The organism is Flavobacterium sp. (assembly GCF_044368625.1).
In the GTDB taxonomy this organism is placed as follows: domain Bacteria; phylum Bacteroidota; class Bacteroidia; order Flavobacteriales; family Flavobacteriaceae; genus Flavobacterium.
The window spans coordinates 1-12,524 of record NZ_JBIPPD010000084.1 but is presented as its reverse complement, the minus strand read 5'-3'; the positions used below and the strand labels follow the sequence as shown (position 1 = coordinate 12,524).

At 35.9% G+C, this 12,524-nt stretch carries 10 protein-coding genes, 1 tRNA gene and 1 pseudogene; 6 read left to right on the top strand and 6 right to left on the bottom strand.

The genetic code is table 11. From position 1 onward, the window contains the following. Positions 1-114, top strand: a pseudogene (locus ACIQ2X_RS08120) (IS1595 family transposase); the annotation flags it as partial. On the opposite strand, the gene ACIQ2X_RS08115 reads toward ACIQ2X_RS08120, so the two are convergent. The 6 genes from ACIQ2X_RS08115 to ACIQ2X_RS08090 all read right to left on the bottom strand — a co-directional run bounded on the left by ACIQ2X_RS08115 (position 103) and on the right by ACIQ2X_RS08090 (position 9,408). Continuing rightward, positions 103-732 (bottom strand): helix-turn-helix domain-containing protein, encoded by a 630-nt coding sequence (locus tag ACIQ2X_RS08115; protein WP_396178426.1) that lies wholly within the window; start codon positions 730-732, stop codon positions 103-105. The pseudogene ACIQ2X_RS08120 and the gene ACIQ2X_RS08115 overlap by 12 nt on opposite strands. A 61-nt stretch (positions 733-793) precedes the next feature. Further along, positions 794-2,329, bottom strand: a complete 1,536-nt coding sequence (locus ACIQ2X_RS08110) for an Eco57I restriction-modification methylase domain-containing protein (protein WP_396178425.1) — start codon at positions 2,327-2,329, stop codon at positions 794-796. Beyond that, on the bottom strand, positions 2,322-2,987 hold the full coding sequence (locus tag ACIQ2X_RS08105) for a DNA methyltransferase (protein WP_396178424.1): 666 nt from the start codon (positions 2,985-2,987) through the stop codon (positions 2,322-2,324). Before ACIQ2X_RS08105 ends, ACIQ2X_RS08110 begins: the two co-directional genes overlap by 8 nt. Positions 2,988-3,149: 162 nt before the next feature. Beyond that, positions 3,150-6,839: a phosphoribosylformylglycinamidine synthase gene (purL, locus tag ACIQ2X_RS08100; RefSeq protein ID WP_396178423.1), complete on the bottom strand. Its 3,690-nt coding sequence runs from the start codon at positions 6,837-6,839 to the stop codon at positions 3,150-3,152. 125 nt (positions 6,840-6,964) lie between these two features. Beyond that, a complete protein-coding gene (locus ACIQ2X_RS08095) occupies positions 6,965-7,603 on the bottom strand; it encodes a DUF1579 domain-containing protein (protein WP_396178422.1) in 639 nt (212 codons plus the stop codon). Positions 7,604-7,836: 233 nt separating this feature from the next. Further along, on the bottom strand, positions 7,837-9,408 hold the full coding sequence (locus ACIQ2X_RS08090) for a hypothetical protein (protein WP_396178421.1): 1,572 nt from the start codon (positions 9,406-9,408) through the stop codon (positions 7,837-7,839). Between the two features lie 153 nt (positions 9,409-9,561). On the opposite strand from ACIQ2X_RS08090, the gene ACIQ2X_RS08085 reads away from it, so the two are divergent. The 5 genes from ACIQ2X_RS08085 to ACIQ2X_RS08065 form a co-directional block, all read left to right on the top strand. Then, on the top strand, positions 9,562-9,996 hold the full coding sequence (locus ACIQ2X_RS08085; protein WP_396178420.1) for a PaaI family thioesterase: 435 nt from the start codon (positions 9,562-9,564) through the stop codon (positions 9,994-9,996). After that, entirely contained in the window at positions 9,989-11,038 is a 1,050-nt protein-coding gene (locus tag ACIQ2X_RS08080) for an isochorismate synthase (RefSeq protein ID WP_396178419.1), read from the top strand. Before ACIQ2X_RS08085 ends, ACIQ2X_RS08080 begins: the two co-directional genes overlap by 8 nt. Positions 11,039-11,043: 5 nt before the next feature. Further along, positions 11,044-11,760, top strand: coding sequence for a bacillithiol biosynthesis deacetylase BshB1 (gene bshB1, locus ACIQ2X_RS08075; protein WP_396178418.1), 717 nt, complete (start codon positions 11,044-11,046; stop codon positions 11,758-11,760). 62 nt (positions 11,761-11,822) lie between these two features. After that, positions 11,823-11,898, top strand: a tRNA-His gene (locus ACIQ2X_RS08070). A gap of 285 nt (positions 11,899-12,183) precedes the next feature. After that, the coding region (locus tag ACIQ2X_RS08065; protein WP_396178417.1) for a hypothetical protein at positions 12,184-12,524 on the top strand (341 nt) is incomplete at its 3' end.

Here is a 12,524-nt window from a genome sequence, read left to right as displayed (position 1 = left end):
TTTAGAATCAATAGATCAATTTTCAAAGAAACTATATTCCACAAAACAATCGAAAGAATGATGATAGAAATGCCAATATATCAAAATCAAATAATACAGAAACTAAATATATAACTCAATAAATTTATATTCAGCTAATGTATTGAGAATTGCATCAGTATTTTTTGGTGTATTTTTATCTAATAATTCAAATAGTTTTTGATAGTTTAATTTTGCTAAAACTTGCTCTTCTGATAAATTTTCTAAAGCTGTAATTTCTTCAAATGGGATGCCTCTAGTTTGAGAAATTAAGATTTGCACTTGCTTTTTAGTCATTTTAATAGTTTGACCAGCTGACCTAGTGTAGCAATCATATAAATCTTTTCCTCGTAAATGTATGGGTTTGTCTTCTTGTTCTGGTATATGAACAAATAACAAGTTAAATCCTTTGAACTCCATTATACTATGTTCTATTGAAATAGTAGTGCTTAAGTTGTTTTTTGCAATATTCCCCAATAATGTAACGATTTTATCAGCTTCTTCATGCGTCACTGAGAACAAACTACCATTATTGTTAACGCCATAAACAAGTAGACCACCACCTTGCAAATTGGCAAAGGCACAAATATGTTGAGCCAATCTATCTGTTTTTGAAGACAAGCCACTTTTCCAATCCAACTCATTGAGTTCAATAGGTACAGGAAACAAGCTGTCTCTTAATATAATTAATGCTTTTTCTTTCCAAGTTTCCATAAATTACTCTTTTTGTAAAATCATCAGACGAACCATACTATTTATAAGTGCAATTTCTATTTTATACATTGTCTTCATTTTTCCTATTTCCCATTAATTCAGTAGCTTTAATTTTGGAATTAATATATTGCCATTCTTCCTCATTTATATCCCACTTTTTTCTTAACATTTCATCCGTATATATTCCTTCATACTTTATTAAATCAGGAATAAATTGGAAATTGCCTTTTGTAACGTGCTGTGAAACTACAGTTTGTAATAAAAGAAAGCGAACTGTTTTTGTGAAAATATAAGATTTATAAGCAAGTACCTCATTTTCGGTTTTGAAAGCACCTAAAACAATAAACGATTCGGTACAACATTCACCTGGCTTAGCTATTATTGTATTTCCTTCATAATAAAAACCAACAGGTTTGGAAAAATCTGTTTGTCCCGCAATTGGAGCAGGTGGAACTAAAAACTTCCATTTGTCTAAAATTTTGAAAGGGTCTGAAACATCTTCTGGATTTGCAAATTGTTTGCCAATTTTTTGAGTAAACCAACAAGGTATTCCTTTTTTCTTAGGAGCATAATTAGTAGGTAATCCAAAAGGTTTTCTTGAAGACACACGTACATTTAATGCTTGTTTGTTGTTTGCTGTTACTTTTCTAATAATTGGAATTGCTTGACTTTGTCTTATTAATATCGGAAACTCATTTAATGCTCTTTCAGAATTTACTTTTGAGCCATCACTATAATTGATAACTTCACATAATCCTTGGTTATCTTTTTCCCATAAGAAATAGCAGATGCCACCGGCAACATCAACACCTGGAAATACTTCGTTTGAATTTTCGAAATCTACAATTTTTCGTATTCTATTATCGGTAAGCATTTCTTCTCTAAATTCATCTAAACCTTTACCACCAGCATACCAACGAGCGGGAATAATCATTGATAAAAATCTTGGATTTAGTTTTTTAGCTTGTTGTATAAATTTATGATAGATTGGTTTTGCACTTTTACCATTGCCACCGTCACTCAATTGATATGGTGGGTTTCCTATAATAACATCAAACTTCATATTTTTAAATATTTTTTCAGGGTTGTTGGTATGTATAAATTGGTAAGCGTAGGTTTCTAGCGCCTCTTCACGCTCATACACTTCTTGGCTGGCATTACAAAAGGTACATTTTCCATTGCTCCAAGTGTGTTCGGTTTTATCAAAAATGATATTTCCTTGTTCATTGGTAAAGTTTTCACAAATAGAATATTTACCGTTGGCAATTTTAGAGCAATACACACTTCTACGAGATAATAAGGAAGTCAATTCAGTAATGGCAATACCAAATAATTGTTTGCTAAAAATATGGTTTAATCGTTCTTGTTGGTTAGGAATTTCAGTTTCTAAACCTATCATTAAACGTTTTGCTATTTCACGTAAGAAAACACCAGACTTACTAACTGGGTCGAGAAATGTTGTTTTAGAATTGCTAAATAATGCTGGAGGTAAAGTATCTAAAATTTGGTTAGCCAGTGTAGGAGGTGTAAATACCTCGTCATTGCTTAAATTAGCAAGACAGGTTAATACATCTGGATTATAATTGGTTTCAATCATTTTCGGCTATTTTTAAGAAATGCGTTAATGGAAATTCGGCTACTGGTTGTGGTATAAAAACAGGTTCTTGATGATCAGAGAACAAATTCATTTCATTATCATCATATTCCACATTTTCTAACAATTTATCTAATTGAAAATCTCTTCTTTTTAGCATACTCCCATTTACAGCACTCCATTCAGAAAAGGTGATAGGCTTTTCCTCTATGGTTTTCATAGTTAATGCATCACCCCAAATAATATTTTTTGATAAAATAAATTGAGCTGCTTTTAAGAATTCTTGATTGGAATCTTTTTTGTAATGATTGATATAATATTTAGTGAAAATACCCAACAATCTATCTCTGCAAGCTTCTACATTATCTTGTAAAATATCAACGCCGTAAACACTGGAAAGTGCGGTAATTGCATTTCTCTCATATTCTAATTGACTTTTTTTGTAACGAGCTTCAACTACTTTTAATTTTCGTTCTAAAATTTCTACTAAAAAATTACCTGTTCCACATGCTGGTTCCAAAAAACGAGAATCTATTCTTTCTGTTTCTTGTTTCACTAAGTTTAACATGGCATTTACCTCACGCTTGTTAGTAAATACTTCGCCATGATCCGTAACTCTTTCTTTAGATTTTACTTGGGATTCTATTATTTCTTTACTCACTTAATTACAAACTTTTTAGTAAGCAAAGTTAGGATTTTTTTCTTGTCTCGTCCTGATATTTATTTTTACCTATTATACAAGACTCGCGGGTAAATTCCAAGCGCATTAGTGTACAAAAAAAATGCCCTTCTCACGAAAGGCACTTTTTATCCATATAATTGTTTACTTTTTCTCAATCCATTTCCTTGCATTCACAAACGCTTCTAACCAAGGCGAAACTTCATCTTTAACGCCTCTTTCTGGATAATAAGCCCAGTTCCAAGGAAAAGTAGAACGCTCAATGTGCGGCATCGTTACCAAATGTCGTCCTGTTTTGTCCGTCAACATTGCGGTGTTGTAATCCGAACCGTTTGGATTGGCAGGATAGCCTTCGTAGGCATATTTTGCTACAATATTATAGTCAGATTCGGCATTTGGTAATTTGAATTTTCCTTCGCCATGCGAAATCCAAACGCCCAATGTCGTTCCTTCTAAAGTGGACAACATTACTGAATTGTTTTTCTGTATTTTCACAGAAGTAAATCCACTTTCGTGCTTGTTAGAAGTGTTGTAAGTCATTTTTCCGTGTACTTCGTGTTCGGGATTCATCAATTCCAATTCCATAAACAATTGACAACCGTTGCAAATTCCAACCGAAAGCGTATCTTCTCGTTTAAAGAAATTTTTCAAAGCGGTATTGGCTTTTTCATTGTATAAAAATGCACCCGCCCAACCTTTAGCTGAACCCAACACATCAGAGTTTGAAAATCCGCCAACTGCACCAATAAACTGAATGTCTTCCAATGTTTCACGACCCGAAATCAAATCGGTCATGTGAACGTCTTTGACATCAAAACCCGCCAAGAACATCGCATTGGCCATTTCACGCTCCGAGTTGCTTCCTTTCTCACGGATAATTGCTGCTTTTGGAGCCCCACCCCGGCCCGGCCCAAAAGGGAGGGAGCTTGAAAGTTGTCCATCAAAATGACTTGGGAACGTATAACTTAACGCTTGATTTTTATAATTTTCAAAACGCGCTTTCGCCATTCCGTTTTTTGATTGTTTTTGGTCCAACAAATACGAAGTTTTAAACCAAGTATCTCTCAATTCCGAAACATTGAAATTGAACTTGTCATCGAAATTTGTTATTGAAATCGTATTTCCCTCCACAACTTTTCCAATGTTGAAAATCTCGATTCCGTTTTGTTTAAACGTTTCTTCTACCGAAGCATCCGCTTGAAAAACAACCGCAATGTTTTCGTTGAAAAGTGTTTTTACAGCATCCTTTTCGCCTAAAACACTCAAGTCATAAATCGCTCCTAAATTCACATCGGCAAAACTCATTTCCAATAAAGTGGTAATCAATCCGCCACTTCCAATGTCGTGACCCGCTTTAATCTTACGGTCTTTGATTAAATCTTGTAAAGTATTGAACGCTGTTTTGAAAAATGCAGCGTCTTTAATGCTAGGAACTTCTGTTCCAATTTTATTCAGAATTTGAGCAAAAGAACTTCCGCCCAATTTGAAGGTATCTTGCGATAAATTTAAGTAGTAGATGTTTCCGTCGTTTCGTTGTAAAACCGGTTCAACTATCTTGGTAATATTGCTGCAATTTCCTGCCGCCGAAATAATTACGGTTCCCGGAGCGATTACTTCGTCACTTGGATATTTTTGTTTCATCGAAAGTGAATCTTTTCCCGTTGGAATATTGATGCCCAATTCGATTGCAAAATTTGCACAACTTTCTACTGCTTCGTACAATCGTGCATCTTCGCCCGGATTTTTACAAGCCCACATCCAGTTGGCCGAAAGTGAAACGGATTTTATTCCGTCTTTCAACGGAGCCCAAACCAAGTTGGATAAGGCTTCACCAATTGCCGTTTTCGAACCTGCAGCTGCATCAATTAAGGAAGCAATAGGCGAGTGACCAATGGAAGTAGCCAGTCCTTCTTTTCCTTTGAAATCCAAGGCCATCACACCCACGTTGTTCAAAGGCAATTGCAACGGTCCCACACATTGTTGTTTCGCTACTTTTCCGCCTACACAACGATCGACTTTATTCGTTAACCAGTCTTTCGAACCGACAGCTTCTAACTGTAAAAGTTCGTTTATGTAGTTTGGAATTTGAGAAGTCGTATAATTTAATTCCGAGTAATTCGACGGAATCGTAGTGTCGTTCATAATCGTTTTTGGCGAACTTCCGAAGAAATCTTCCAAAGCATAATCCATTGGTTTCGCACCTGAACTTTTAGATTCAAAAGTAAAGCGGTGGTCGTTGGTCACTTCACCCACTTCATATATCGGCGAACGTTCACGTTCAGCAATTCTTTGCAGAATTCCTAAATCTTTTTCACCGATAACCAATCCCATTCGTTCTTGTGACTCGTTCCCAATAATTTCTTTTGCAGAAAGCGTTGGGTCGCCAACAGGCAATTTGTCTAAATCAATCAATCCACCGGTTTCTTCCACCAATTCAGAAAGACAATTTAAATGTCCGCCTGCACCGTGATCGTGAATCGAAACAATTGGATTGTTATCACTTTCTACCAAACCACGAATGGCGTTTGCAGCACGTTTTTGCATTTCAGGATTCGAACGTTGGATGGCATTTAATTCAATACCCGTTCCAAAAGCACCTGTGTCAGCTGATGAAACCGCAGCTCCACCCATACCGATTCTATAATTTTCACCACCGAGAATGACGATTTTGTCTCCGGCAGTTGGTTTCTTTTTAATCGCTTGGTCTAATTTTCCGTAACCAATTCCACCCGCTTGCATGATTACTTTGTCGTAACCAATTTTGCGATTGTTTTCATTATGCTCGAAAGTTAAAACAGAACCTGTAATTAATGGTTGTCCGAATTTATTTCCAAAATCAGAAGCTCCGTTGGACGCTTTAATCAAAATGTCCATTGGTGTTTGGTACAGCCAAGGACGTTCGGGCAAGGCTTGTTCCCAATTTCTATTTTCTTCTAAACGCGAATACGAAGTCATGTAAACCGCAGTTCCTGCAAGTGGCAATGAACCTTGCCCTCCAGCCAATCGGTCGCGAATTTCCCCACCCGAACCTGTTGCTGCACCATTGAAGGGTTCAACAGTGGTTGGAAAATTATGCGTTTCAGCTTTTAAAGAAAGAACCGAGTCGAATTCCTTTTCTTCATAGAAATCAGGTTTATCGGCACTTTTTGGAGCAAATTGAACCAAAGTTGGTCCTTTTACAAAAGCCACATTATCTTTATATGCAGAAACGATATCGTTTGGATTTTCAGAAGAAGTTTTCTTAATCATTTTGAACAAAGAAGTTTCTTTTTCTTTTCCGTCGATTACGAATGTTCCGTTGAAAATTTTGTGGCGACAGTGTTCTGAATTGGCTTGCGAAAATGCAAAAATTTCAGAGTCGGTAAGTTTGCGTTCCAACTTTACTGATAAATCAGCCAAATACGTCACTTCGTCTGGACTTAAAGCCAAACCTTCCGATTGGTTGTATCCTTCAATATCATCAATTTCCAAAATGGCTTCTGGTGCAATGTGAATATTAAAAATATCTTGATTGAGCTCGTTGTATTTTTGCGAAAGCATCGGATCGAAGTCAGAAAAATCAGGATCGACTTGGTTGAATTCTTCAATTCGAATAATCCCTGAAATGCCCATGTTCTGGGTAATTTCTACGGCATTTGTACTCCAGGGTGTAATCATGGCGGCACGAGGGCCAACAAAAAAATCCGTTAGTACGGATTTTTCTATTTTATTTACGTCGCCAAAAAGCCAGTTTAATTTGCTGATGTCTTCTGCTGCAATTTCTCCCGAAGTTTCGGGATTGCTTATTTGAACGGCAAAAACCGTTTGCTCTTGGTTTCCGAAGAAATGAATCATTGTAGGTAGTTATTGTGTTGTGTGTGCAAAATTAGTTTAAAAAGTTAGAAGTTCAAAGCAAAAAATCTACTCAAAAAAAAGCTGCTCTACAAAGAACAGCTTAATAAAATTATTTTAAAAAAGTATTATTTTCTCCTTTTAGAATTAATTTCCATGTTTTTGAACTCTTTGCCATTGGCATCAATGTCAAACATCTCCATCCTTTGCGTATCATCATCAATATAAGAGATAATTTCTTTCACTTTTTTTTCTTTTCCAGTAACAGGATCTACCATTGCTCCATGAAAGGTTATTGTTTTGCTGGTTTCATCATATTGTCCACGAGACACCAACATTCCAGTTCCCATATTGTCAATCCAAGTAGTTATAAATTGTTTTGAAGCATTGTCATAAGCTGTAGTTCCACGTCCCTCAAATGGCATTCCCCACATATCGCCTTTAAAAACACCTTCTTGAAATTTTCCGTCAAGAATCATTTTGTAGGTTGCTACAGCTGTTGCTTTTTGAGGTTCTGGATTTTCAGGCGTCCAAAAAGTCATTTCTGCATCCCAAGTTCCTGTATCTTTTGCCAACATTTCGTGTATTTTTGAAGGCGTCGCGTAATCAGCCCAAGCTTTTGCAACGGTTGCAGAATCAGGAGTGGTTTCAGTTGCTTCTTTTGTAACTTCAATAGTTTCAGGTGAAATTTCAGATTTGACTTCTTCTTTTTTGCACGAAACAAAGCATAAAACCAATGCTCCAAGATAAATGTAAATTGTTTTCATATGTGTAAAATTGATTTGTTAGCGGTCGTATATGGATGGTATCGCTTTTATTTTTTGGTGTTTATCTCACAATATTTTAGTTTTCATCGGTGTTGGATGACCCGAGCTTGCGAATAGGCGAAGCATTTTCAATTGCTTGCACAAACGTGTTGTTTATGGCGATTTTATAAATGATTAATTAAATATTTAATCATAAAATTAATAAATTATTTACTTTAAAATCCATTTCGTCGTTAATCTTCTTCAAAAATGGTAAAATTATACGCACCTATGTCGGATGGATTACTTCTTGAAATTCCTAAAACATCATTGGTTCCAGAAGAAAAAGAAAATTCTGCTGTACCTTTTGCCGCAGAATCGGTACCTATCTGTAATTTATTTTGCTGTGGATTTATAAAGTCGGCTTTAAAATCAGAATTATTTTGAGCTCTGATGCAATTTAAATACAAACTAGAATTAGTAAAGTCATACAATGCATTTCCATTAAAAGAAGGATCTGAATTATTGAATTTGAGTAAGCAGTTCGTAAATTTATAATTAAAGAGTTGCGTATTGTCTTTTGACAATGACAATTGCCGGCTATTGGAACCAAAAATGATGCAGTTGTTGAAATTTGCAGCGTTTAAATCGGCTTTTATTATTTGGCCTTTGGCATCTTTTGTAAAATTATCAATAATTACCGCATATTGTGTCGAACTCGAACTTTGATTATTGAACGTACAATGGGTAAAATTATAAGTTCCTCCAATGCGGCACGCCAAAGCACCTAAGCCACGTGTTCTGGAATTGATAACCACATTGAAGCCGTCAATTCGGGCAAAAACCCCTAATATTCCCACCACGGAGGAGTTGTAAATTTGAGTATTTCGGACCGATAAAGGTGTGCCAAAATTTTCTTGAACATAAATTCCTACTGTAGCATTTTTGAGGGTCAAATGATTAATTGAATGATCTTTACTTCCGCTTCGCAAATAAACCGCACCCCATTGGCCAGGAGTGTCTGTAAAATTGGGTTCCAGTCGATCTCCTTCAAAAATAACTTCTTTTTCAAGCGCTTCAGTATCCGATTTTTCGCCTGCAATATTTAATGTACCACCTTGCTGTACAATAATTCCTGATTCTGCGTGAAAATGAATTCGAGCACCCGGATTTACCGTCAACGTTTTTCCGTCGGGAACGCCTGCATAGCCATAAACTACATACGGTTTAGTGTTGTTCCAAATGTATTCGTTGCCGTTGTCCGGATGATTCTCTTGTAAATTTCTGCCGATTACTTGCGTAGTATTTCCTTCTTCGTCAAAACCAAAATCTATTGTTTCTTTAATGCCATCCACTTTATTAGGAAAAATAAAATACGCATCTTGAATCAAAGTAACCAGTTCTACTTTTTGAGATTGGTTTCCCGTTCCAAAGATAATTTGATCGGTGTATAAAAAATCGGTTGGATTGGTATCGGCTATATTTGCAGTGGTTTCGATGAAAATAAACATACTGTCTTTGGCCAGAAGTTCTACATTCGAGAAGGATTTGGTAGCATTCTCCACCATTCCATCAACAGTCATTCGGTATTTTGAAGCAGCGCCTTTGGCAAAACCAATAATGGGAATTTTGATATTTGTTTCTGTTTTATTGTACACTTTTAAAGTATAGGTACTCGAACCGATGTTGGTAAAAACAGTATCCAAATAAACGGTGTCTCTAGAAAAACGCAATTCGCCCGTACTTTCCACAAAATCAAAGTCGGTACGGCAAGCACTCATTCCTAATAACAGACCTAAGAAACCCAATAAAACTAAATAACGCATAGAAATGGAATTTTGGTAAAAATAATAAATTTTGTCTTACAAAGAAGCTAATATGGTTATATCGTCTAGAGTTCGTTATTTATTGTTCAATTTAATTTATTTTTAAAATTTTGCCATTGTAAAAACCTTAATTTTGCATCAAATATTTTAATAATGACGTTTGACAAAGAAAAAATTTTGAAATTGTGTTCTGATTTTTCCAAAAATACTTTGATGGAAACTTTAGAAATTGAATATATTGATGCGGGTCCTGATTTTTTGAAAGCAAAAATGCCTGTGAATCCAAGAGTGCATCAGCCGATGGGTTTGCTGCATGGAGGGGCTACCGTGGCATTGGCCGAAAGTGTAGGAAGTGCCGCATCGATGATTTTTATTAATCCTGAAAAGCAAGAAGTGCGTGGAATTGAGATTTCGGCGAACCATTTGAAAAGTAAACGAAACGGTTTGGTTTATGCTACGGCAAAAATTATTCACCAAGGCAGAAGCATTCATTTATGGGAAATTCGAATTGTAGATGAAAGTGATAATTTGATTTCGCTGTGCAAATTGACCAACATGATTTTACCAAAAAGGGTGAAGAATGACTAAGATTTTTGAGCAAGCGTACGACTATTTTCAGCAACAATTGCCGTTTGTATTGTATTGCAAGCCAGAAAGTTCTGAAATGAAGGGTTTTTTTCAAAACAACAAAGAGTTACATTTAACAACTGAATTTTCAGAAAAAGGTTTCGTCTTTTCGAATTTTGTAGGCAGCCAATCGGTGTTATTTCCCGAAAGTGAATGTACTATTTTAAACGAAAAGTGGGTTTCAGATGCGGATTATGATTTTGCGTTAAAAAATGAAGTAAACGCCGATGGTAAAATTGCTTTTGAACATTTGGTTCAGCTAGCAATTGACGCCATAAACGAAAGTAAATTTCAGAAAGTCGTGTTGTCTAGAAAAGAAACTTTGGCAATGAACGATTTTTCGTTTTTAGAAGTTTTTCAAAAATTACGGAGTACGTATCCGTCGGCTTTCCGATATTGCTGGTTTCATCCAGAAATTGGGATGTGGATGGGGGCGACTCCCGAACAATTATTGAAAACAGAGGCAGGAACATTTGGAACCGTAGCTTTGGCTGGAACGCAAAAGTGGGAGGATGATGCTGAAATAATTTGGCATGCAAAAGAACGACAAGAACAGCAGTTTGTAACCGATTTTATCGTTTCGGGTTTGAAATCCGAAGTGGAATCTATAAATAAAAGTGAGCCATATACTTTTCAAGCCGGAAAAATAGTGCATTTAAAAACGGATATCAACGGCGTTTTTGCGTCTGATTTTGATGTGCAAAAAGTGCTCAGTATTTTACATCCAACACCAGCAATTTGTGGACTTCCGAGAAACTCTTCCAGAGCATTTATATTGGAAAATGAGGGTTATGACCGAAAGTTTTATGCGGGATTTCTGGGGGAAATACACCGCGACCAGGCTGGGGACTTGGATTTATATGTAAATTTACGGTGTATGGAAATTACCGACAACCGTATTCATTTGTATATAGGTTGTGGCATTACAAAAGACAGTAATCCGGAGAAAGAATACATCGAAACCGCGAATAAAGCCATGACGATGAAACAAATTTTAAATTAAGAACAATGAAACTAGATATATTAGCCTTTGGAGCTCATCCCGATGATGTCGAATTGGGTTGCGGTGGAACAATTGCCAAAGAAATTCAGTTGGGCAAGAAAGTTGGAATTATCGACTTGACCCGTGGCGAATTGGGAACCCGCGGTTCGGCGGAAATTCGGGATCAAGAAGCTGCAAAAGCGGCAAAAATTTTAGGTGTGGCCGTTCGGGAGAATTTAAGAATGCGCGATGGTTTTTTTCAAAATGATGAAGCACACCAATTGGAAATTATTAAAATGATTCGGAAATACCAACCCGAAATCGTGCTTTGTAACGCTATTTACGACCGACACATCGACCATGGAAAAGGGAGTAAGTTGGTTTCGGATGCCTGTTTTTTATCGGGTTTGCGTAAAATTGAAACCTTATACGAAAATGAAATTCAAGAAGCCTGGCGTCCAAAAGTAGTGTACCATTTTATCCAATGGGCAACTATTGAACCCGATGTTGTAGTAGATATTACCGGCTTTGAAAAAATAAAAGAAGATGCCATCATGGCCTACGACTCACAGTTTTTTAATCCAGAAACGAACGAACCAGTAACGCCCATTGCAACAAAAAACTTCTTGGAAAGTATCCATTATCGGGCTCAAGATCTGGGTCGGTTGATTGGAACCGATTTTGGCGAGGGTTTTACGGTTGAGAGATATTTGGCGGTCAACCGATTAACCGATTTAATCTAATTTTCTTAAAAAAAGATTTGCAATAATCAACTTTTGCTGTATATTTGCACTCGAATAAACACGGTGGTTGTAGCTCAGTTGGTTAGAGCATTGGTTTGTGGTACCAAGGGTCGCGGGTTCGAGCCCCGTCTTCCACCCACTTTTAAAGTCCTAGATCAATCTAGGACTTTTTTTTTTGTTCAAAAGTTAACCGTTGTACAGGGGAAGCTAGCGTTAAAAATGATCATAGAAATAAAGGAAGAAAACCATAAAAATGATTGATTATTATAGTTAAAGTTTATTTTTAATGATTTATTGTAGCATCAGATATTTTGTTATATTTGAATATATAAATTCGGTGTCTCAAAAATTTAAAACTTTTGAAATTTAAACAAAAATTGAGTTACCTTTGCATACTTTTTTAATTTAGATTCACAACATTAAATGGACGCACAGCTAGTTGTAAAAAATATCGTTGTTATTGGTAATTTTTTACCTCAGAAATTCGATAAATATTTTTTTTTAAAAAATAATATTTTTCAAGAAGAGGATATTTTAGAAGATTCTATATTTTTAACTGAGTTTTGCATGGTTCAAACTCCTAAGATGACTATTCAGATTACCTCTCAGCAATTAATAGTCGTCGATGTTGATCCAATAGCGGTTAATGATATTAGTATTTTAATCAAAAAGGTGATATCATATTCTCATAGCAGTATTACTGCTTCTGGTGTGAATTTTCATTTTTATATTTCTGACAATGATACTTCACAAAATCTTTCAAA